Consider the following 23,008-nt stretch of genomic DNA (forward strand, 5'->3'; position numbering starts at 1 on the left):
TCGCGAAACTTGGTATCATGCCAGGATATATCCATACACCAGGTCATGTCGGTATCGTCTCACGTTCTGGGACTTTGACGTATGAAGCTGTCCATCAATTAACGACGGCTGGCATCGGTCAATCGACAGCTGTTGGTATCGGGGGCGACCCGGTCAATGGAACGGACTTCATCGATACGCTCAAAGCGTTCAATGAAGATCCAGAAACAAAAGCCGTCATCATGTTAGGGGAAATCGGTGGAACAGCTGAAGAAGAAGCGGCTGAGTGGGTCAAAGCGAACATGACGAAACCAGTCATTGGTTTCATCGGTGGTCAAACAGCTCCTGCCGGCAAACGGATGGGTCACGCAGGTGCGATCATCTCTGGTGGTAAAGGAACAGCTTCTGAAAAAATCAAGACACTCCGTGCAAACGGAATCGAAGTGGCAGAAACACCAGCTGTCATTGGTGAGACGTTAATCCGTGTCATCAAAGAAGCAGGGATCTATGACGAGTGCGTGACGAACAGCACAGTCAAATAAATCAAAAAAAGAAGCTGTCCTGATCAAATCAGGACGGCTTTCTTCTATATAAATAAGAAGCTTAAATAAGGAGCGCTGATCTCATGAAACGTGAACTGTATGTCCGCTTCGCCATGTGTCAGGTACCGTACACGATCGTCCGATTGATTGAGCAATTCGGAATCGTTCCCAGTCATGAATTACCCGTTTCGACGCGTCTTCGAAAACGATATGAACAAGCATTACAGCTTGATTGGATCGAAGAGTCGATTCTAGTCAAAGGAGATCCACTGTTTCCGACTGTGTTACTGACGATCCCTCAACCGGTCTATGCCCTCTTTTACCGCGGTGATCCGTCCCGCTTAACACTTCCACGCGTCAGTATCATCGGTAGTCGAACCCCCTCACCGCACCATCATTCCCGTATGCGTTTCTTGCAACCCTTCTTTCATCCAGATCTCGCCACCGTTTCCGGAGGTGCCTATGGTATCGATGCCCTCGTCCATCGTCTATCCTTAAAACATCAGCAGACAACGATTGCGGTTCTCGCAGGAGGACTTGATCGTCTATATCCTACTTCCCATGCTTCTCTTTTTGAACGCATCCTCTCGAACGGTCTTCTTCTCTCTGAATATCCACCCGGAACTCCTATTCAAAAATTTCAATTTCTAGAACGGAATCGGATCATTGCTGGATTATCTTCATCATTGATCATCGTCGAAGCGGCGAAACGAAGCGGTACGATGAATACTGCCAATCATGCGCTTGACCAAGGAAAAGATGTCTATTGTTTGCCGGGTTGTCCCACGGAATCGTTCTTTACCGGAACGAATCAATTGATCGCAGAAGGAGCGATTCCACTCCTTGATCCGGAAGAAGTTTCAAAAAGTATTCGGCTGAACGTTGACAAATGGGAATCGAGACTACTATGATAAGTGAGATTAAAATACGAGTACGCCTCTAATAGGGAGCGATTGCAATGGCAAAATATCTAGTAATCGTCGAGTCACCCGCTAAGGCAAAAACCATTAAACGTTATCTCGGATCCAACTATACCGTGAAAGCGTCGATGGGGCACGTCATTGACTTGCCGAAAAGCCAAATGGGAGTCGACGTCGAACATGACTATGAACCGAAATATATCACGATCCGTGGTAAAGGTCCGGTCTTAAAAGAACTCAAGACAGCTGCGAAAAAAGCACAAAAAATCTATCTCGCAGCCGACCCCGACCGTGAAGGGGAAGCGATCGCATGGCATTTAGCTAAAGCATTAGGCGTTGATGAATCAACGGAGTGCCGAGTCGTCTTCAATGAAATCACGAAAGATGCCATCAAGGATTCGTTCAAGCGACCACGCAAGCTCAACTATGATCTTGTCGATGCGCAGCAAGCCCGTCGTATCTTGGACCGCCTTGTTGGTTACAGCATGAGTCCGTTATTATGGAAGAAGATTAAAAAAGGGTTATCTGCGGGACGCGTTCAATCCGTTGCCGTCAAGATGATCATCGATCGTGAACAAGAAATCAATGCGTTCATGCCTGAAGAATACTGGACGATCAAACTCGAACTCGATGCAAACGGTGAAAAGCTCGAAGCGAACTTCTACGGAGTCGATGGCAAGAAGCGTGAACTTCATTCGCAAGAAGAAGTCGATCAAATCTTGAATCAACTCTCAGAAGACTTTACAGTTGATTCCGTCACGAAAAAAGAGCGGAAACGGAATCCGGCGTTACCGTTTACGACGAGTTCTTTGCAACAGGAAGCAGCACGTAAGCTGAACTTCCGAGCGAAGAAGACGATGATGATTGCACAACAGCTATACGAAGGAATCGAAATTGGAAAAGAAGGTACAGTCGGTTTGATTACGTATATGCGTACCGATTCGACACGGACGTCAGATTCGGCGAACCTCGAAGCACACGGGTTCATTGAGCAGGCGTACGGAAAAGAATACATCGCAAGCGAGAAACGTAAAGAAAAGAAATCAGCGAACTCACAAGATGCACACGAAGCGGTTCGTCCGACTTCGACGATGCGCGAGCCACAACTCGTCAAATCGTATTTATCGCGTGATCAGTTCCGCTTATATAAACTAATTTGGGAACGGTTCGTCGCAAGCCAGATGGCGCCAGCGATTCTCGATACTGTCAAAATCGATCTCGTCTCGAACGACGTCACGTTCCGTGCGAACGGGTCGACCGTTAAATTCCCGGGCTTTATGAAGGTCTACATCGAAGATACGGACGATGAGGCGGTTTCAGACGTCAAGGAAGGACTACTTCCTCCACTCGATGAAGGGGAAGAGTTGAAACAATCAGCAATCGAACCGAAACAACACTTCACACAACCACCACCACGTTATACGGAAGCACGTCTTGTCCGGGCGATGGAAGAGCTCGGTATCGGTCGTCCGTCGACGTATGCGCCGACGCTCGATACGATTCAAAAACGGGGTTACGTGACGCTTGAAGAGAAGAAATTCTTACCAACGGAACTCGGTGAACTCGTCATCGATATGATCAGCGACTATTTCCAAGAGTTCATCACTGTCCAGTTCACGGCAGACATGGAAGCTTTACTCGATGCGATCGAAAAAGGTGACATGCAGTGGACGGAAGTCGTCGATCCAATCTATAAGTCCTTTGCAAAGCGTCTGACACGAGCAGAAGCAGAAATCGAGAAGATTGAAATCAAAGATGAACCGGCTGGAGAAGATTGTGAAGTCTGTGGTCACCCGATGGTCATCAAGATGGGACGTTATGGCAAGTTCATGGCGTGCTCGAACTTCCCAGAGTGTCGTAATACGAAACCGATCCAAGTCGAGATCGGTGTGAAGTGTCCGACATGTGGAACGGGCGACATCGTCGAACGTCGTAGTAAAAAAGGACGTTTGTTCTACGGTTGTTCGAACTATCCGGAGTGTGAGTTCGTCTCATGGGATAAACCGGTCGAAGAACCATGTCCGGTATGTAGTAGTATGATGGTACAAAAGAAAATCAAGAACGGTGTGAAAGTAGAATGTACATCTTGTGGACATCATGAAACACGCATCGATCAGGAGCAAGAGGAGGAATGACCGTTGAAACGTGTAACGGTAATCGGCGCGGGACTTGCAGGTTCTGAAGCAGCATGGCAACTTGCAAAACGCGGCGTACAAGTAGATTTATATGAAATGCGGCCTGTCAAACAGACACCCGCGCACCATACAGACCAATTCGCTGAACTCGTCTGTTCGAACTCACTTCGAGCGAACCAGTTAACGAACGCAGTTGGTGTCTTAAAGGAAGAGATGCGTCAGCTCGATTCCTTGATCATGAAAGCAGCAGACTTAGCGAGCGTTCCAGCAGGTGGAGCACTTGCTGTCGATCGGCACGACTTCGCAGGATATGTGACGGAAACGTTGAAAAACCACCCGAACGTTACCGTCCATCATGAAGAAATCGAAGCGATTCCAGATGGTCCGACGATCGTCGCGACGGGTCCGTTGACGAGTGCGGCATTATCGGAATCACTTAAACAATTCACAGGTGAAGATTACCTATACTTCTTCGATGCAGCGGCACCGATTCTCGATGGAGACACGATCGATCGTGAGAAGGTTTACCTGAAATCACGATATGATAAAGGCGAAGCTGCCTACTTGAATTGTCCAATGACGGAAGAAGAATTCCAGCTCTTCTATGATGAGCTGATCAATGCGGAAGTCGTTCCATTGAAGGAATTTGAAAAAGAGATTTACTTCGAGGGCTGTATGCCATTTGAAGTTCTCGCTTCACGCGGACCGAAAACACTCTTGTTTGGACCGATGAAGCCAGTTGGACTTGAAGATCCGAAGACAGGCAAACGACCATATGCTGTCGTTCAATTGCGTCAGGATAACTCAGCTGGAACATTGTTCAACCTTGTCGGCTTCCAGACACATTTGAAATGGGGCGAACAAAAGCGGATCATTCGCTTGATTCCTGGTCTTGAGAATGCAGAAATCGTCCGTTATGGTGTCATGCACCGTAACACGTTCGTCAACTCACCGAATTTATTAAAACCAACGTATCAGACACGTACACGTGACGACTTGTTCTTTGCTGGTCAAATGACAGGTGTCGAAGGGTACGTCGAGTCAGCAGCGTCCGGTTTGACGGCAGGAATCAATGCGGCACGTCTCGTCAATGAGGCGGAACCGGTTACGTTCCCGCAGGAAACGATGATGGGTGCGATGTCGCACTATATCACGACGACGGAAGGGAAGAACTTCCAGCCAATGAATGCCAACTTCGGATTGGTACCAGCACTCGTCGGTCATCCGGTTCGGATGAAAAAACCTGAGAAGTATGCGCTCTACGCAGAGCGAGCACTTGAAGCAATCAAAGATTTCACGGATATGTGATTTTTGATGGGGAGAAAGGCGTGATTTAGCGCTCTTTCTCCCCATTTCTTAATTTGTCATAAAAGCGTGATAATTTCGTTAATTTTTCGGTTTTTGGTCTATTGTCAGACTACTTGGTCTGTGCTATGCTAAGGGCGATTCGAGAATGAAATGGTCAGAAGGGGGCGCATTCATGGGGATAGACACTGCTTTTGAGCGACTGCTAGAAGATTTCATGCGGTATGTTCATATTGAACGTCAATTATCTCCGAATACAGGTCGCTCTTATGATCAAACACTTCGACAATACGCCGCTTTTTGCCGCGATCATCAGTTACGATCGATTGAATTGGCAAGTGCACGGCGTTATTTGTATGCTCTTTACGATCAGGAGCTGGCGCGGGCGACGATTGCACAAAAAGTTTCCTGCCTCAAACAATTTGGTCGTTTTTTGACACGTGACACCGATGAGCCTAATCCCTTCGATGGATTAAAAGCACCAAAACGACAACAAGGACTTCCGACATTCCTCGTCCCAACGGAATATGAACGTTTCCTCGATGCCTTTCGATCGAGTGATACGCTTGGCAACCGGAATGTGGCGTTAGTAGAACTTTTATATGCGACGGGTATGCGGGTCAGCGAGGTCGTTCAACTGGATCTTCGTGATCTCGCGACTGATCACTCCTACGTCCATGTGTATGGAAAAGGTGGGAAGGAACGCATCGCACCAATCGGAACCTTTGCTAAAGATGCATTAGAACTGTACTTACCATCACGAGATCCAGTCGCAGGTCATGAGCAAGCGTTGTTCTTGTCTCATTCAGGGCGTCGATTGACGACGGATGCGATTCGGAAAATCATGAAAAAAGGGGAACAACTCGTTGGGAAACATGTGACACCACATGCGCTTCGTCATAGTTTCGCGACAGATTTACTGGAAAGAGGCGCCGATTTGCGAGCGGTCCAGGAGTTACTTGGACACGCATCGCTGTCGACGACCGGTCAGTATACACACGTAACGACGGAACGATTACGACATGTTTATCAACAAGCACATCCTCGTGCCTAAGGGAGGAAACATTGATGTTTCATGCAACGACGATTTTTGCGATTCAACATAACGGACAATCCGCGATGAGCGGAGACGGACAGGTGACTTTCGGAAACCAAGTCATCATGAAGAAAAGTGCGAAAAAAGTACGGCGCCTCTATGGTGGCAAAGTCATTGCCGGATTTGCTGGAAGTGTCGCGGACGCGTTCACACTCTTTGAAAAATTCGAAGCGAAGCTTGAAATGTATAACGGGAACTTACAACGGGCAGCAGTTGAGCTGGCGAAGGAATGGCGAGGCGATAAGATGTTGCGTCAACTTGAAGCACTCTTACTTGTCATGGATGGAACACATCTCTTACTTGTATCCGGAAACGGGGAAGTCATCGAACCGGATGACGGCATTCTCGCAATCGGTTCAGGTGGTAATTATGCGCTTGCAGCAGGTCGCGCGTTAGCTCGACATGCAAGTCATCTCACAGCAGAGGAGATCGCCCGCGCAGCGCTTGAGACGGCTGGTGAACTCTGTGTCTTTACGAACGATCAAATCATCCTAGAAACGATCGGAGGCAATGACCATGCATGAATTGACGCCAAGACAAATCGTCGAGAAGTTAAATGAACATGTCATCGGACAAGCGGATGCTAAACGTGCGGTGGCGATTGCTTTACGTAATCGGTACCGTCGACAATTACTCGATGCATCGATGCGGGATGAAGTCACACCGAAGAATATCCTGATGATCGGACCGACCGGAGTCGGAAAGACTGAAATTGCGCGACGCCTCGCGAAACTCGTCCGTGCGCCGTTCGTCAAGATTGAAGCGACGAAGTTCACGGAAGTAGGGTACGTCGGTCGTGATGTGGAGTCAATGGTGCGGGATCTCGTGGAAGCGTCTCTACGTCTTGTCAAAGATGAGAAAAAAGAAGCGCTCAAAGATCGAGCGGAAGCAGTGGCGAACGAACGAATCGTCGATGCGTTATCTGGTAAAAAAGCGTCATCTGGTCTCGGTGGTGGAACGAATCCGTTTGAGATGTTGTTTGGAGGGAACCAGAAGCAACAAGAGCCGGATACATCGGAAGCGACAGCCGACCGTTCGTTACTTCGTCAGCAATTACTGACAGGGCAACTTGAGGATCGCATGATTGAGGTCGATGTTGAAGAACGCCAAGTGGATTTATTCTCTGGGCAACAAGGCATGGAGGGACTCGCGAATCTTCAGGATATGCTCGGACAAGTCATGCCGAAGAAAACGAAGAAGCGTCAGCTCACAGTCAAGGAAGCACGACCAATCCTGACGGCGGAAGAAGCGGAGCGGTTGCTCGACTTGAACGAAGTCCATGACGAAGCGGTTCGTCGCGCAGAACAGATGGGGATCATCTTCGTCGATGAGATCGATAAGATCGCGACAAAAGGACATGATTCAGCTGGTGTTTCACGAGAGGGTGTTCAACGAGACATCTTACCGATCGTTGAAGGATCGACGATCGTTACGAAATATGGTCCAGTCAAGACGGATCACATCTTGTTCATCGCTGCGGGTGCATTCCATATGGCGAAACCATCTGATCTGATTCCTGAACTCCAAGGTCGTTTCCCAATTCGTGTCGAACTCGATAGTTTGACAGAAGATGACTTTGTTAAGATTTTAACTGAACCGAATCAAGCATTACTCAAACAATATAAAGCATTATTAGGGGCAGAGCACGTTCATGTCACCTTTACAGAAGAAGCCATTCGTGAAATCGCGCGGATTGCTGCACAGGTAAACGATGAGACGGATAATATTGGAGCACGACGCTTGTATACGATCATGGAGCGCGTCCTTGAAGAATTATCCTTCGAAGCAGCAGACATGCCGGAGACGGATGTGACGATCACGCCACAATACGTGACGGAACGAGTTGGAAAAGTAGCAGATGATCGAGACTTAAGTCAGTTCATCTTATAAAGTGGAGGAAGAAAAAATGAATTTATTGGCGAAAACGCGGAAGCTGAATACGATGTTACAACAAGAAGCGAGCACGCATGTTGATTTCAAGGTCATGGCTGATCGACTCAGCGAAGTCATGGAATCGAACACATTCATCGTAAGTCGGCGCGGTAAGTTACTAGGTATCGCAATCAAGCAACAAATCGAAAATGACCGGGTCCGTGGTTTCTTAGAAGAACGTCAATTCCCGGAAGATTACACGAAAAAATTATTTAACGTCACGGAAACGACAGCAAACATTGCCATCGATAGTGAACATACGGCATTCCCAGTCGACAACCGTGATACGTTCGAAACGTCGAAAACGACGATCGTACCGATCATCGGTGGTGGCGAACGCCTTGGTACGCTGGTCCTCGGTCGTATGGTGGAAGACTTCAACGAAGAAGACCTAGTGCTTGCGGAGTATGGTGCGACAGTCGTCGGGATGGAAATCCTTCGTGAGAAGGCACATGAGGCGGAAGATAAAGCACGCAAGAAAGCGGTCGTTCAGATGGCGATCAATTCGTTGTCTTATTCAGAACTTGAAGCGATTGAGCATATCTTCGAAGAGCTGGAAGGAAATGAAGGACTACTCGTCGCTTCAAAGATTGCCGATCGCGTTGGTATCACGCGTTCCGTCATTGTCAACGCACTGCGTAAACTCGAAAGTGCAGGCGTCATCGAGTCGCGTTCACTTGGAATGAAAGGAACTTACATTAAAATTTTGAACGATAATTTCCTTTATGAGTTAGAGCGTATTAAATCGAACTAAAAAAATAATGAGATACAGCGTATTTTTCGTTAATCGTTTTTAACGTCTGTATTAGATAAGCGATTCTTCTTCAATGTGAGAAGAATCGCTTTTTTTGTTAAAGACGATTTCTTACAAACATCCATCAGATCACACAAGAAGCAATGCAGATCCACTATTCTTTAAATGGTTATCGTAGAACATCAATGAAAAATACCAAGAAAAGGGGTGGATAAAAAAGTTAAAAGAGAAGGAACTATTTTTATATTTATTCAAAGAAATTACAATTTGGTGTTTTTTTCATTCTGTATTAGATGTATAATCAATTCTGTTGCTCATGAATGAAATATTTTAAATCTTAGTTTAGACATTTTCTGTAAATCATAAATTAGTCCATTTTTATTAATTAAACTTTTTTCTATTCGTAGATGCATAGGTAATATTTATCATTTTTGAACAAAATGGTAATTAAAGGTGAAAAATGAACATCTCATTACCCTTTTTTTAAAATTTATCCTTTTCAAACATTGACCTATTTGTTTCAATTATTTCAGATATGTTACTAATGACTTACTAGTTTTAATATTCTTCAATTCCAAACTATTCATACATGGAGGGCGGATAAATGGATTGGTTAGGCTCCGATTATTCTTTACTCACTAAAGCAGTCAATCGTACTGTAGATTCTCAAAAAGTAATATCTAAAAATATCGCGAATGTTGATACACCTGGATACAAAGCACAACGTTTAGTGTTTTCGGATGTACTAGACTCTCAAATGAAAATGAGTCTAAAGCGTCATGCTCAAATTGATGCGCAAGGTTCGATCGTTGAGCAATCGACTTCTATGCGTAACGATGGAAATGGTGTCGATATTGATTTTGAGATGTCTGAATTATCACGCAATCAAATCGAGTATGAGGCATTAGTAGAACAGCTGAATCGGAAATTTTCAGGAATCCAATCAGTAATTAGAGGAGGCAGATAAAAGTGAGTATGTTCGGTGGATTTCATACTTCTGCATCAGGGTTAACTGCACAACGTCTCCGGCTTGATACGGTTTCAGCAAATATTGCAAATGCTCAAACGACACGGGGAGAACTTGTAGATGGTCAATGGCAACCCTACGCTCGTAAATTAGCAGTGCTTAAGGAAACGGCTAACGGTGTAACGGTTAGCGAACTTCGAAAAGATGAAGAGCCTTTTAAATTAGAATACAACCCAAATCATCCGGATGCAGACGAGCTTGGATACGTCAAAATGCCGAATGTCGACATTTTAAAAGAAATGGTCGATATGATGGGCGCAACACGATCTTATGAAGCAAACGTGACAGCTCTTAACGCGACGAAAGCAATGCTTGTTAAAGCGATGGAGATCGGTAAGTAAGAATGAAGGGATGATGAATGACCATGGCAATTCAAGCAATTCAGGGATTACAACCCATTCTTCAAAATCAAATGACTCCTAAAACAACACCAAGTGACTTTAGCGAAGTGTTAAGTCAAGCAATGAATGGATTAAATGCGACACAAAGCGCTTCATCTCAAGCACGAGTAGATTTGGCGACGGGAAAGTCAACAGATCTACATAATATTATGATTAAAACAGAAGAAGCATCTCTCTCTATGCAACTCGCCATTGAGGTCCGTAATAAGGGCATCGAAGCATACCAAGAAATGATGCGTATGCAACTGTGAATGTTAAGGAAAGCGTGGGAGATGTTGAATGAACGAAGGATTAAAAGCAAGATGGAACACCATTAATACAACGTGGAAATCATGGTCACTCGCTAAAAAGGCGATGATTCTTGGAAGTATTATCGTCGTTTTAGCAGCGTTGATCGTCGCTATTCTCTGGTTATCTAAACCAACGATGACACCCCTTTATTCAAAATTATCACCACAAGAAGCCGGACAAGTGACGGAAAAACTAAACGAGGACGGTATTCAGTCTGAAGTTGTTAGTGAAGCTAATGGCGTGACCATTCTTGTTCCAGAGGCGAATGTTGAGAATTTGAAAGTCGAATTAGCAACAGCTGGTATTCCAAAGTCTGGTCAAATTGATTATTCCTTCTTTAGTGAAAACGCGGGTTTCGGAACGACGGATAAAGAAATGAACATCTTGGAACGCGACACGATGCAGACGGAACTCGAAAACTTGATTACACAAGTCAATGGAATCGAGTCAGCTAAAGTCATGATTACGCTCCCAGAAAAGAGTGTCTTTTTATCGGATGAGAAAGAATCTTCAACAGTATCGGTCGTATTGACTTCTAGCGCAGGTAGTAACTTGAATAATCAAACGGTTCAAGGTCTGTATCATTTGATCGCTAAAAGTATTCCAAATCTTAAAGAAGAAAACATTACGATCATGGATCAGTACTTCACGTACTATGAACCGGGCAATGCGACGCAAACAGCAGGTGGAACAGATCCGATGGCACTTAAAAAAGCAACAGAGAACGATTTACGGAAACAGATCCAACAAATGCTTTCTGTTGTTCTTGGACCGCAAAAAGCACTCGTATCGGTCACAGCGGACGTAGATGTTACGAAACGTCAGGAAGAACAAAAATTAGTAGAGCCAGTAGATCCAGATAAAATCGAAGGAATCGTCACATCTGCTGAAAAAGTAGCTGAAGCATACACTGGTGCAGCGAATCAAGGAACTGCTGGGACTGGCGAAAATGAAACAATCAATTTCCCGACAGGAAATGGTGAAGCTGGAGATACGAGTGAAAAAACACACGATATTATTAACTATGAAGTAAATCGAATCACGAAACAGATTTCTGGGGCACCATATGAAATTCGTGACTTAGGTATTCAAATCATTGTAGAACCACCAAAGGGTCAGACACAAATTGATCCGCAGTTACAAACGGACTTACAGACGATGATGTATTCTATCATTCGTACGTCCATTACAAAACAAGATGCTAAAACGACGTTAACAGATGCGGAACTGACAAATAAAGTAGTTGTCATGTCTCGACCATTTGCTAACACGACAACTAAACAGACCGCTACTTCAGAAACAATTCCGATGTGGGTTTGGTTTGCATTAGGTGCAGCAGCTTTAGTCATCATAGGCATGATTTTCTTCATGGTTCGTAAACGTAAAAAAGAAGAAGAGGAAAGCTTAGAGGAATGGACACCGATTGAAACAGAAATTCCTGAGTTATCGACTGAAGATAATAGCAATGAAGCACAAAAACGAAAACAACTAGAAAAATTAGCAGCGTCAAATCCAGACGAATTTGCAAAACTGCTTAGAACTTGGTTAGCGGAGGATTGATCCTATGAAGAAATTAGAGATGAATAGTCGTGAAAAGGCTGCCGTCCTAATGATTTCATTAGGTCCAGAAGTCGCGGCGAACGTATATAAGCATCTAAGTGAAGAAGAGATGGAATGGTTGACGTTACAAATCTCAAGCATGAAACGAATTGACCCTGAAGATAAAGCAGGTGTTTTGGATGAATTTCATGATTTAGCAATGGCACAGAACTATATCACGCAAGGTGGTATCGGTTTTGCGAAATCCGTATTAGAAAAAGCTGTTGGTGAAGAAAAGGCGATGGAATTGATTCATCGCCTCACATCAACACTTCAAGTACGTCCTTTCGAGTTTGCGCGAAAAGCAGATTCAAAACAATTATTGAATTTTATTCAAAATGAACATCCGCAAACGATTGCTCTAGTACTTGCTCATTTGGATCCAGCGAAGTCAGGACAAATCCTTTCTGAGCTTCCGGCAGAGGCGCAGTCGGATGTAGCGAGACGAATTGCTACGATGGATCGAATGAATCCAGAAATCATTAGTGAAGTTGAGTTGATTTTAGAACGTAATCTGTCTCAAGCAGGAATGCAAGACTATGCTCAGTCAGGCGGGATTGAAGCAGTTGTTCAAGTGTTGAATGGTGTTGACCGAACGACAGAACGAACAATTTTGGATACGCTTGAAATTCAAGATCCTGAACTCGCTGAGGAAATTAAAAAGCGGATGTTCGTATTTGAGGATATTGTCACATTGGATGCACGTGCAATTCAACGTATCATTCGTGAAGTTTCAAATGAGGATCTTCTTTTAGCATTGAAAGTATCATCTGATGACGTCAAAGACATGGTGTATCGAAATATGTCTCAGCGGATGGTCGAGTCGTTCAAAGAAGATATGGAGTTCATGGGTCCTGTTCGATTACGCGATGTCGAAGAAGCACAAAGTCGAATTGTCGGTATCATTCGTCGTTTAGAAGATATGGGTGAGATCGTCGTCGCACGCGGTGGAGGAGATGATATCGTTGTCTAACGTCATTAAACGGCAGAGTGTCTTGTCTAAATCGCAGCGTTTGATTCATCAGCCAGTAGCATCGTCTGAAAACGTTGATCATGACAGTAATCTCGTTACGGTTTCCTATGAAGAAGAATGGTTAGAACGTCAGAATCAATTGACACTTTTAGAAAAGCGTTTGATGGAAGAACACGAATCAAGACTAGCGCAATTGGAAGAAGAAAAGTTAAGAACGCTCGAGGCGGCAACGCTGCAAGGGTATGAAGCAGGGTTTGTTGAAGGACAATCAAGCGGCTTCGCAACATATGATAAGGCAATGTCTGACTTAAATGCGTTAAGTGAGAAATTAGAGCAACGTTTTCAAGAGAAACTTATGATGATGGAACATGATCTATGTGTAGTTGCTCTTCAAACGACGCATTTATTTCTAGAAAATCTATTAGATTCCGATGAAGAGACATTATATAAGATGATTCATAAACTATTGATCCAGTTTAGAGATCGCGAGAAATTATTTGTCTATGCATCGCCTCAAGATTTTGAACGCTTAGTCATGATGGAAGATAAGATCCAATCTATTCTCGGAGCGACAGTCAGTGTCCAACTCCGGTTAGATCCAGAATTGTCACCACGTGATTTTAGAATCGATTCTGAAAATGGAGCGATTACGGGTGGGTTACACTCCAGTTTTAAACATCTTGAGAAAAAGATTTTTGAGGTGTTGACGGATGTATAAAGTTCAACATTTGCAAGAAGCGATTCAAGACATTAAATTTGATGATCTGCTTCGACATTCAGGTAAAGTGGTCCAAGTTATTGGTTTGATGATCGAATCGAGAGGACCCACTGCTGTATCAATTGGAGAGCGCTGTTTTATTCAATTGAACGCACACCACGAAATTGAAGCAGAGGTCGTTGGCTTTAAAGAGGGGCATGTTCTACTTATGCCTTATGGTGAAACGACAGCAATCGCTCCAGGGTCCATCGTTGTTGCTTCAGGTAAACCGTTACACGTTCCTGTAGGCGAAGAGTTGATAGGTCAAGTGTTAGATGGACTAGGCAGACCATTAGACGGTGAAAACCTAGAGCATTTAAAAACAACATCCATTGTTAGAAAGCCACCAAGTCCGCTTAGTCGCCCACGTATTAGCGAAGTACTCTCAACTGGGATACGAGCAATTGATACGTTATTAACAGTAGGTGAAGGACAGCGTGTTGGGTTATTTGCAGGATCAGGCGTCGGAAAGTCCACACTTTTAGGAATGATTGCGAAACGGTCAACAGCGGATATCAACGTGATTGCTTTAATTGGAGAGCGTGGACGTGAAGTCAAAGAGTTTATCGAAGCGGAGTTAGGTGAGGAAGGAATGAGTCGGTCGATCATCGTTGTAGCAACGAGTGATCAATCGCCCCTTGTACGACTTAAAGGTGCTTACACTGCAACAGCGATTGCTGAGTACTTTCGGGATCAAGGGAAAAATGTCGTCCTGATGATGGACTCCGTTACACGATTTGCAATGGCACAACGTGAAATCGGACTAGCGACAGGTGAACCTCCCGCTTCAAAAGGATATACACCAAGTGTCTTTGCGCTACTCCCACAACTTTTGGAGCGAAGCGGTAAGACTGAAAAAGGCTCGATCACAGCATTCTATACCGTCTTGGTTGATGGGGATGATATGAATGAACCGATTGCAGATGCTGTACGCGGAATTTTGGATGGTCACTTTGTACTGGATCGGAATTTGGCGAACAAAGGACAATATCCTGCGATTCATGTATTACGCTCCATCAGTCGTGTCATGAATCAAATCACTTCAGAAGAGCATAAACAAAAGGCCATCGTTTTTCGTCAGCTTCTCTCTACTTATTTAGATGCGGAAGATTTGATTAACATTGGAGCGTATAAAAGCGGAACAAATCCAGAAATCGATCGGGCCATTCAAATCTATCCACAACTCATCGAATTTCTAAAACAGTCTGTCCATGAAGTGAGTGACTTAGATGCCGCAATTGAAAGACTATTTCAGATTATTCCATAAGGGGAGCGGACATGCGAACGATATATGAACGAATCATTCCGCTCGCTGAAGCGGAAAAGGATCGAGTCTCAAAAGAAACAGCTGAAAAAAAGATGCGTTATGAAGAGGAAATGCAGAAGCTGTATCAACTGTTGGTCCGGTACGAAACGTTTTTGAAAGAACAGGATCAAATCGGACGGATTGAGTTGGTTGATTCACAATATCGTGAAAGAGCCAGGGATGTAGTGAAGCAACAAATCGAGAGACAACAGTTGTTCGTCACGCAAGCTAAGAACGTTTATGAAAAAGCGCAATTGGCATTAAAAGAAGCCATGATCGAAGAGAAAAAATTCACCAAACTACAAGAAAATCATTTTATTGAAGTGCGGCGAGAACTTGCAATAGTAGAACAAAATCAACTAGATGAGCTATCTCTTCTACATTTTAAAAGAGGTCAAACGATATGAGTGAACAAAAGACGTCAAAGCAGTGGATATTACCATTAGTGATCATCCCGTTTATCATCATCTTGCTGACAGCATACTTCGTGTTGAATTATGCGAACGGAAGACCATTATTATCTTTACCGTTCGATACAGAAAAAACAGCAAAATCTACTGCTACCTCTAATGACCAAGAGTTGGTCAAACGTTTAAAAGTAGCAAACAACGAAATTAAGAAATTACGCAATGAAAAAGAAGAACAAAAGCAAACGTTGCAAGTGAAAGAACAAGAAATCACGAAACTAATCTCAGAACGGGATCAGTTAAAAAAAGCATCAGCTCCTGCTGCTTCAACTACTTCTTCGAGTGAGAAGAAAACTAAGAAAACACCAGTATCTGATGTATATGCAGAAATGTCACCTAAAGAAGCAGCATTAATCTTTAATGAGCTCAGCCCAACTGAAGTGGTTTCGATCATTGAAAACATCGATGCAGAACAGCAAGCTGCAATCATTGCCAAAATGGATGCCAAAAAAGCAGCAGCATTAACTCAATTATTAGCTTCGGAATAGAGGTGAGATCATGAATATTTCAGATCTTCAAATGAATCCGGTACAAGGAACAGCGATAGGTACCGATGAGATGGGGAACGCAACAGATGCAACAGGTAAGTTTGCGACACTTTTACAATTTCTAACGAACAATGAGTTGACTGTAAATCAAGGAATACCGGATGTATCACTAAAAGATTCGGAACGTGTAGATGTAGATGGAAAATCTGAAAAGGCTGTATTTCTTCAAAATATCCAGTCGCTTATGGATCATCCAGAAATGATTTTAGAAGTGCTGGAGCAACCTGAGGTCAGTAGCCTTCCAATTCATTCGGTGAAGCATCGAGAGATTGTTCAGATTTTAAAGGCGATTCAAGAAGGAAATATCGAATCTGCTGTTCAGCTACTCGATCAATCATCTATCACTCCCGCTCAAATTAATACGTTGATCGGAAATGTATTACAGAAACAGAATCAGCAATTGAAGCCAGAAGTAAATTCCGTGCAAAGTATTGGAACGGCTCCAGTAGAAGAAAACATGGAGAAGTTGATTTTACCCGTCAAAAATGAACTGGCGCCGTCAAAAGAAAAGTTCATGGAAACGGGTCAGAATAAAATAGTGAATGTTATTCAGAAACAAAGTCAAGAGCCCTCCTCAGCACTGGAACAAGATATTAAAGCGAATACAGCAGCACCGGCAGTAAGTGTAAATCGAATGAATCATGCGCTCCTTTTCAATAGCGTGAATCGCACAGTTCCATTTTTACCGGTCGATGAGCAAATTATGAATCGAATCGAAGTGGCGTTAAAGCAAGCACCTTTTATAAACGGTAAAGATGGTTCTTCAAAAATCTCTATTCGTTTATATCCTGAACAGTTAGGTGAACTAGTCGTTCAAGTAGATCGAAAAGGAAATGAACTTACGATTAAGCTTTTCATGGCGAATGAGCAAACGAAGCAATTGATCGAACAACAACTCGGAAAACTACATACGACACTACATCAACAGAGTCCGGTTGTGAAAATCGAAACAGGTATCATTGCGACTGCTGCAAGAGAATTTGAACAAGGATTCTCTTCAGAACGACGTGAACAGGAAAAACAGGAATCTTCTTCACATCAGCAAGAAGAAGAGCGAGAGGAGGAAGAAGATGACGGAAGGGATTAAAAATGACGGTTCTTCGTTTCAGTTACCTGAAAAAAAGCAAACCGTATCCAACAATTCGATGGATAAAGATATGTTCATGAAGATTTTAATCGCCCAGTTATCGAACCAAGATCCAACAGCTCCGATGGAAGATAAAGAGTTCATTGCCCAAATGGCTCAGTTTTCTTCGTTAGAACAGATGCAATCGATTGGAAAAGGAATGGAAACGATGATCCTAAATCAGCATGCGGCTGCGTTGATGACGTACAGTAACCTGATTGGGAAAGATGTCAGTTATACACCGTCTGCTAACGCTGAGGGTGAAACGTCTTCAACGGAAGAGACAGCAACTGTACTAAGTGTCAAACGAGATGGTGTGGATGTCATCGCTGAATTATCGAACGGTAAACGGGTCAGTGTGTATGACCTGACGCAAATCAAATCTAAGGAGGAAAAATAATGTTACGTTCAATGTATTCAGGAATCAGTGGGTTGAAAAACTTCCAAACGAAATTGGATGTCGTCGGTAACAACATTGCAAACGTCAATACATTCGGTTACAAAAAAGGGCGTGTTACGTTCAAGGATTTAGTTAACCAATCTGTCGGATCTGCTTCTGGTGCGGGTGGCGGAGTCGGGGGAACAAACCCGAAACAAGTCGGTCTTGGGGCATCGATGTCAACAGTCGATAACGTCTACAACCAAGGAGCACTTCAAAATACCGGTCGGACGCTTGACGTTGGTATTTCTGGTGAAGGATTCTATCAAGTCATGACAGCGGAAGGTGTTCGCTATTCTCGTTCAGGAAACTTTTATACGGATTTAGACGGTAACATCGTTACTGGTGATGGAAACTACGTTGTTGGTACTGGAACAGCTGCTGTTCCAACAGGTCCTGTTCCTAATAACTTACCGAATGGTTCTGTTCCACCTGCAGCGCCGACTCCAGGTTATCAAAAATTAAAAATCCCTACTGATGCACGAAACTTATCGATTGGGAAAGATGGATTAGTCACTTATGTAAATAATACGGGTGCGCTAACTACGGTAGGGTATATTACATTAGCAAACTTCCCTAACCCAGGTGGTCTTGAAAAGTCTGGTGTAAATTTATTTGCTTCTTCTCAAAACTCTGGTGCAGCAGCAACCGGAACCCCTAGTACAAACGGTCTCGGTCAATTGACATCTGGAACACTCGAGATGTCAAACGTCGATTTGTCAGAAGAATTTACGGAAATGATCATTGCACAGCGCGGTTTCCAGGCAAACACACGAATCATTACAACGAGTGACCAAGTGTTAGAAGAACTCGTCAATCTGAAACGATGATTCAGTTAACGACGTTACGGAAAACACCATTAGTCATTAATGCCAGCTTGATTGAATCCATTCGTTCGACTCCTGATACGACGATTCACCTCATTGGTGGACAAACGTATGTCGTACAAGAATCGATGGAGGAAGTGACGGAGGCAGCAATTCAATTTTATCGTCAAATCGGATTGACCGGTTTGACGAGTGTAAGGAGGATCGATGATGGCGGAAGAAGAGAAAAAGAAAAGTAAGCTTAAATTACCATTGATCATGGTCATCGTTGCTCTCATGATGGTTGGAGCTGGGTACATGGTAATGAAATATTTGATTGCTCCAGATGAAACGAAAGCAAAAGTAGAACAGCCGACTGGAGAAGAGCTTGATGCACGTAGTCTTCAGACTGATGATTTGACGACGAACATCTCAGACGAACGTTTCTTGAATGTACAATTTACAATCGTAACCGATGACCAAAAAACACGGGATGATTTAGAATTACGTAAATTCCAAATTAACAACATCATTCTTGGGGATTTATCTACCATGAAAAAATCGGATTTGGATTCGAAAGCCGACATGGAGAAACTGGAAGAAAAATTACGTGTCCAGTTCAAAAAACTCATCCAAGAGGGTGATGTCCAACGTGTCTACACTACGAAAAAAATCATCCAGTGAGGTGGCAGCATGAGCGAAGTATTATCACAACATGAAATTGACGCCTTGCTATCAGCTATTTCAAGTGGAGATATGGAAGTTGAGGAAATCAGGAGTCAAGAAGAAGAGCGGCGCGTTAAAGTATATGATTTCAAACGTGCCCTTCGTTTCTCTAAAGACCAATTACGAAACTTAACGCGCATTCATGAGCAATTTGCTCGAGTGCTAACGACTCATTTTTCAGCTCAGTTAAGAACATATGTCCAGTTTACAGTGAATACAGTGGAACAATTGCCTTATGACGAATTCATTCATTCTATTCCAAATATGACATTAATCAATTTGGTCAACCTTCAACCATTGGACGGGAAAGTCATTTTCGAAGTGAATCCAAATATTGCGTATGCAATGTTAGATCGTCTGCTTGGTGGACCGGGCGAAGGAATGAACAAAATTGAGAACTTAACCGAAATTGAAACACGTATTTTGACGCAGCTGTTTAAACGAGCATTTGTGCAATATGGAGCGGCTTGGGAATCGATTACAGAATTAGAAGCTGAATACGATGATCTTGAGATCAATCCACAATTTCTCCAGCTCGTCTCTCCAAACGAAACGGTTATTCTTGTGTCCATTTATGTAACGGTCGGTGAAGTGAGTGGCACATTAAATGTATGTTTACCTTTCGTCACATTAGAACCGATTTTACCTAAACTATCCAGTCATTTTTGGATGCAACAAGATAAGCGTAAGTCAATCAATGATCAAGCGTCTGAACATATGCAGACTCAATTAATGAGTTCTGTCGTCGATTTGAAAGCAGTGCTTGGCCAGACGGATCTGTCGTTTGGTGAGTTGTTACACCTCGAAGTTGGCGACTGTCTATCCCTGAAGACACGTACATCTGATCCGGTTGAACTGTTCGTCGATGATCGTAAAATGTTCAAGGCGCGACCAGGTCTAAATGGGAAGCATCTCGCTTTACAAGTCATACAACGAATTGAGGAGGAATAACATGAGCGATATGCTTTCGCAAGATGAGATCGATGCTTTATTAAGAGGAACACCATCTGATTCTGATGATGCAAGCGATACCCAATCGGATGAAGAAGTTTTAGATGAGATGGAAATCGATGCGCTTGGAGAAGTAGGGAATATTTCATTAGGAAATTCAGCTACCGCTTTATCCGCATTGTTGAATCAAAAAGTAGAAATTACGACGCCACATGTTCGAATGATTACGATGGATGAATTAAGAAGTCGTTATCCCATTCCGCATGTTGCCTTACGCGTTGGATATACAGAAGGTTTTAAAGGTGAAAATGTCCTCATCTTAACACAACGGGATGCCTCCATTATTGCGAACTTAATGATGGGCGGAGATGGTGTCATTGATGAAACTGCTGAGATGGAGCCGATTGCGCTTTCAGCTGTACAAGAAGCAATGAACCAAATGATGGGAGCTGCCGCTACATCGATGTCCACGGTATTCTCCATGAGAATTGATATCTCACCTCCAGCTGTTGAAATTTTTGATTTTTCGCAAGAGAAAAGTATCGTAGATAGTTTCTCTCTTTGGGACAGTATGGTCATCATTGAGTTCGATTTGAAAATCGGGACATTGATTGATTCGAAAATCGTACAGTTGGCACCGCTCGAGTTTTCTAAACAACTCATTCAAAAGTTGTTCTTAGCGAGTACTGAAGTATCAAATGAGCCTTCACCGGCTCAACCTGCAGCACAAACTCAACCTAAACCGTCACCAGCCGTTGAAGCTTCTCCACCGCCAGCAAAAACTGCTCCAGTTCAGGAACAAGTAGTGAAAGAAAGTGTTGCTGTCAGTCCTGTCCAATTCGGTCAATTAAGTGATGCACAAGTAGACGGTACGCCGGCTAATATTGGGATGTTGTATGACGTACCGTTGAACGTCACGGTTGAACTAGGACGTACACGACGATCGGTTAGAGATATCCTAGAACTGACGCAAGGTTCCATCATTGAACTTGATAAATTAGCAGGTGAACCAGTAGATGTATTTGTAAACAACACGTTGATTGCAACCGGAGAAGTTGTAGTCATTGAAGAAAACTTCGGAGTACGCATTACAGAAATCGTAAATACAAAAGAACGTCTTCGGATGTTCTAAGGAGGAACTATAAAATGAGTGCAAAAGTATTAATCGTAGATGACGCTGCTTTCATGCGAATGATGATCAAGGAAATTTTATCGAAGAATGGCTACGATGTCGTTGGCGAAGCGGAGAATGGATTAGAGGCTGTTTCAAAGTATAAGGAATTAACACCAGATCTCGTCACACTCGATATCACGATGCCAGAAATGGACGGAATCTCTGCTTTAAAGGAAATTAAAGCAATTAATCCGGCTGCCAAAGTCATCATGTGTTCAGCAATGGGACAACAGTCAATGGTTATCGATGCCATTCAAGCAGGTGCTAAAGATTTCATCGTTAAACCGTTCCAAGCAGATCGTGTACTAGAAGCGGTTTCGAAAACTGTCTCGTCATGAAAAAAGTGACTTTGCTGATTTGTCTGCTGTTTTTGCTTTCGGTTCCCGTAAGTGCAGAAACAGTCGAAGAAAAATTAAATCCAACTCAGAACGATGCACCGGCGACTCAGCAAGTCGATGAGAGTCCTTCCATGGCGTTGACTATTTTTAAAGGAGTCGTCGTTCTTATCGTCTTGATCGGCGGATTCATCCTTGTGACACGATTCATTCACGAACGAACGCGAGGTGTCAGACATTCCGGACGATTGACCCATTTAGGTGGAGTACCACTCGGGAAAGATCGATCGGTTCAGTTAGTCAAGATACAAGATAAGATTTACGTCGTCGGTGTCGGTGAAAACGTACAATTATTAGATACATTGGATGATCTGGAAGGATATGAACCAACGGATTTTGAAGAGTCTTCCCCGAAATCCTCACCTTCGCCGTTTCTTGAGACGTTTAAACAACAACTCGAACAACTGCAAAAGAATCGAGGTCGCTCATGAATACGATTGAGAATCTGATATCACTTGATACTCCGTCAGGAACAGCGACATCGATTAAGCTACTTGTGTTACTGACGTTGTTATCACTTGCGCCGTCACTGCTCATTTTGATGACCTGCTTTACGCGTGTTGTCGTTGTGTTGTCTTTTGTCCGTTCTGCTCTTGGAACACAACAGACGCCACCAAACCAGCTCCTCGTTGGACTCGCTTTGTTCATTACATTATTCGTTATGTCGCCTGTCTTATCTGAATTAAACACGACGGCCTTAAAACCATATATGGCAGATAAAATCAGTCAAGATGAAGCGTTTGATAAAGCGGGAGATACGATGAAACGGTTCATGTCGAAACACACGCGAACAAACGATTTAGAGTTGTTTTTAAAGTACGGTAATTATGAAAAACCAGAAAAAATTGAAGATATTCCACTTGTCGCACTTGTTCCAGCTTATGCGATCAGTGAATTAAAAACGGCCTTTCAAATCGGGTTCATGATCTTCATACCTTTTCTTGTCATCGATATGGTCGTCTCAAGTGTCCTGATGTCGATGGGAATGATGATGTTGCCGCCGGTCATGATTGCGTTACCGTTTAAATTATTGTTATTTATTTTAGTTGACGGCTGGCACCTGATCGTTGAATCGTTGCTCGTCAGTATGCGTTAGGGAGGGATCCGAATGACTCAAGAAATGATCATACAGCTTGCAAGTTCTGCCGTCTGGACATTACTCAAGGTATCGGCTCCCTTGCTACTCGTCTCGCTCGTCGTAGGTCTGCTCGTTAGTATTTTGCAGGCGACGACGCAAATTCAGGAACAGACGTTATCGTTCGTTCCAAAGATCGTTGCCGTATTTTTAGCACTCGTCTTTTTTGGTCCTTGGATCATGCAGGAGCTACAGACCTTTACGACTGTCTCTTATACACATCT

At 43.5% G+C, this 23,008-nt stretch carries 28 protein-coding genes; all 28 read left to right on the top strand.

What is annotated here, in order from left to right; genetic code table 11:
• On the top strand, positions 1-521 hold a 521-nt coding region (locus F8N00_RS05545), incomplete at its 5' end, for a succinate--CoA ligase subunit alpha (RefSeq protein WP_421017900.1).
• Positions 522-604: 83 nt separating this feature from the next.
• Complete coding sequence (dprA, locus tag F8N00_RS05550; RefSeq protein ID WP_421017901.1) at positions 605-1,432, top strand: DNA-processing protein DprA; 828 nt, start codon at positions 605-607, stop codon at positions 1,430-1,432.
• Positions 1,433-1,479: 47 nt separating this feature from the next.
• Entirely contained in the window at positions 1,480-3,576 is a 2,097-nt protein-coding gene (gene topA / locus F8N00_RS05555) for a type I DNA topoisomerase (protein WP_029342082.1), read from the top strand.
• A gap of 3 nt (positions 3,577-3,579) precedes the next feature.
• Positions 3,580-4,884 (top strand): FADH(2)-oxidizing methylenetetrahydrofolate--tRNA-(uracil(54)-C(5))-methyltransferase TrmFO, encoded by a 1,305-nt coding sequence (gene trmFO, locus F8N00_RS05560; protein ID WP_023468729.1) that lies wholly within the window; start codon positions 3,580-3,582, stop codon positions 4,882-4,884.
• Between the two features lie 145 nt (positions 4,885-5,029).
• Positions 5,030-5,935, top strand: coding sequence for a tyrosine recombinase XerC (locus F8N00_RS05565; protein WP_231496840.1), 906 nt, complete (start codon positions 5,030-5,032; stop codon positions 5,933-5,935).
• 14 nt (positions 5,936-5,949) lie between these two features.
• The gene (hslV, locus tag F8N00_RS05570) at positions 5,950-6,501 is read left to right on the top strand and encodes an ATP-dependent protease subunit HslV (RefSeq protein ID WP_023468727.1); all 552 of its coding nucleotides are present in this window, start codon (positions 5,950-5,952) and stop codon (positions 6,499-6,501) included.
• On the top strand, positions 6,494-7,867 hold the full coding sequence (gene hslU / locus F8N00_RS05575; protein ID WP_023468726.1) for an ATP-dependent protease ATPase subunit HslU: 1,374 nt from the start codon (positions 6,494-6,496) through the stop codon (positions 7,865-7,867). The genes hslV and hslU overlap by 8 nt, the downstream gene beginning before the upstream one ends.
• Positions 7,868-7,883: 16 nt before the next feature.
• Positions 7,884-8,663, top strand: a complete 780-nt coding sequence (gene codY, locus F8N00_RS05580; protein ID WP_023468725.1) for a GTP-sensing pleiotropic transcriptional regulator CodY — start codon at positions 7,884-7,886, stop codon at positions 8,661-8,663.
• Positions 8,664-9,267: 604 nt separating this feature from the next.
• Positions 9,268-9,630, top strand: coding sequence for a flagellar basal body rod protein FlgB (flgB, locus tag F8N00_RS05585; RefSeq protein WP_023468724.1), 363 nt, complete (start codon positions 9,268-9,270; stop codon positions 9,628-9,630).
• A 2-nt stretch (positions 9,631-9,632) separates the two neighbouring features.
• A complete protein-coding gene (gene flgC / locus F8N00_RS05590) occupies positions 9,633-10,031 on the top strand; it encodes a flagellar basal body rod protein FlgC (protein WP_421017902.1) in 399 nt (132 codons plus the stop codon).
• A gap of 23 nt (positions 10,032-10,054) precedes the next feature.
• Entirely contained in the window at positions 10,055-10,342 is a 288-nt protein-coding gene (gene fliE / locus F8N00_RS05595; RefSeq protein WP_035396905.1) for a flagellar hook-basal body complex protein FliE, read from the top strand.
• A 28-nt stretch (positions 10,343-10,370) separates the two neighbouring features.
• Positions 10,371-11,942 carry a flagellar basal-body MS-ring/collar protein FliF gene (gene fliF / locus F8N00_RS05600; RefSeq protein ID WP_023468721.1) on the top strand — a complete coding sequence of 524 codons (1,572 nt, stop codon included), beginning with the start codon at positions 10,371-10,373 and terminating at the stop codon, positions 11,940-11,942.
• A gap of 4 nt (positions 11,943-11,946) precedes the next feature.
• Complete coding sequence (gene fliG, locus F8N00_RS05605; protein ID WP_023468720.1) at positions 11,947-12,954, top strand: flagellar motor switch protein FliG; 1,008 nt, start codon at positions 11,947-11,949, stop codon at positions 12,952-12,954.
• On the top strand, positions 12,947-13,672 hold the full coding sequence (locus F8N00_RS05610) for a FliH/SctL family protein (protein WP_421017903.1): 726 nt from the start codon (positions 12,947-12,949) through the stop codon (positions 13,670-13,672). Before fliG ends, F8N00_RS05610 begins: the two co-directional genes overlap by 8 nt.
• Positions 13,665-14,978 (top strand): flagellar protein export ATPase FliI, encoded by a 1,314-nt coding sequence (gene fliI, locus F8N00_RS05615; RefSeq protein ID WP_035396772.1) that lies wholly within the window; start codon positions 13,665-13,667, stop codon positions 14,976-14,978. The genes F8N00_RS05610 and fliI overlap by 8 nt, the downstream gene beginning before the upstream one ends.
• An 11-nt stretch (positions 14,979-14,989) precedes the next feature.
• Positions 14,990-15,424 carry a flagellar export protein FliJ gene (locus tag F8N00_RS05620; RefSeq protein WP_023468717.1) on the top strand — a complete coding sequence of 145 codons (435 nt, stop codon included), beginning with the start codon at positions 14,990-14,992 and terminating at the stop codon, positions 15,422-15,424.
• Positions 15,421-15,972: a MotE family protein gene (locus tag F8N00_RS05625; RefSeq protein WP_174316420.1), complete on the top strand. Its 552-nt coding sequence runs from the start codon at positions 15,421-15,423 to the stop codon at positions 15,970-15,972. Before F8N00_RS05620 ends, F8N00_RS05625 begins: the two co-directional genes overlap by 4 nt.
• A 10-nt stretch (positions 15,973-15,982) precedes the next feature.
• Positions 15,983-17,119: a flagellar hook-length control protein FliK gene (locus F8N00_RS05630; RefSeq protein WP_421017904.1), complete on the top strand. Its 1,137-nt coding sequence runs from the start codon at positions 15,983-15,985 to the stop codon at positions 17,117-17,119.
• On the top strand, positions 17,103-17,558 hold the full coding sequence (gene flgD / locus F8N00_RS05635) for a flagellar hook assembly protein FlgD (protein ID WP_421017905.1): 456 nt from the start codon (positions 17,103-17,105) through the stop codon (positions 17,556-17,558). Before F8N00_RS05630 ends, flgD begins: the two co-directional genes overlap by 17 nt.
• Positions 17,558-18,427, top strand: coding sequence for a flagellar basal body rod protein FlgG (gene flgG, locus F8N00_RS05640; RefSeq protein ID WP_214746306.1), 870 nt, complete (start codon positions 17,558-17,560; stop codon positions 18,425-18,427). Before flgD ends, flgG begins: the two co-directional genes overlap by 1 nt.
• The gene (locus F8N00_RS05645; RefSeq protein ID WP_023468712.1) at positions 18,424-18,663 is read left to right on the top strand and encodes a flagellar FlbD family protein; all 240 of its coding nucleotides are present in this window, start codon (positions 18,424-18,426) and stop codon (positions 18,661-18,663) included. The genes flgG and F8N00_RS05645 overlap by 4 nt, the downstream gene beginning before the upstream one ends.
• Positions 18,635-19,087, top strand: a complete 453-nt coding sequence (locus tag F8N00_RS05650; RefSeq protein WP_023468711.1) for a flagellar basal body-associated FliL family protein — start codon at positions 18,635-18,637, stop codon at positions 19,085-19,087. Before F8N00_RS05645 ends, F8N00_RS05650 begins: the two co-directional genes overlap by 29 nt.
• A 9-nt stretch (positions 19,088-19,096) precedes the next feature.
• The gene (fliM, locus tag F8N00_RS05655; protein WP_023468710.1) at positions 19,097-20,080 is read left to right on the top strand and encodes a flagellar motor switch protein FliM; all 984 of its coding nucleotides are present in this window, start codon (positions 19,097-19,099) and stop codon (positions 20,078-20,080) included.
• 1 nt (position 20,081) lies between these two features.
• Entirely contained in the window at positions 20,082-21,212 is a 1,131-nt protein-coding gene (gene fliY / locus F8N00_RS05660) for a flagellar motor switch phosphatase FliY (RefSeq protein WP_421017906.1), read from the top strand.
• Positions 21,213-21,226: 14 nt separating this feature from the next.
• Positions 21,227-21,592, top strand: coding sequence for a response regulator (locus F8N00_RS05665; protein WP_023468708.1), 366 nt, complete (start codon positions 21,227-21,229; stop codon positions 21,590-21,592).
• Positions 21,589-22,080, top strand: coding sequence for a flagellar biosynthetic protein FliO (locus F8N00_RS05670; RefSeq protein WP_023468707.1), 492 nt, complete (start codon positions 21,589-21,591; stop codon positions 22,078-22,080). The genes F8N00_RS05665 and F8N00_RS05670 overlap by 4 nt, the downstream gene beginning before the upstream one ends.
• Positions 22,077-22,745, top strand: a complete 669-nt coding sequence (gene fliP, locus F8N00_RS05675) for a flagellar type III secretion system pore protein FliP (RefSeq protein WP_023468706.1) — start codon at positions 22,077-22,079, stop codon at positions 22,743-22,745. The genes F8N00_RS05670 and fliP overlap by 4 nt, the downstream gene beginning before the upstream one ends.
• A gap of 12 nt (positions 22,746-22,757) precedes the next feature.
• A partial coding sequence (fliQ, locus tag F8N00_RS05680) for a flagellar biosynthesis protein FliQ (protein WP_421017907.1) occupies positions 22,758-23,008 on the top strand: 251 nt, incomplete at its 3' end.

The organism is Exiguobacterium sp. A1_3_1 (genome assembly GCF_048985645.1).
Lineage (GTDB): Bacteria > Bacillota > Bacilli > Exiguobacteriales > Exiguobacteriaceae > Exiguobacterium_A > Exiguobacterium_A indicum.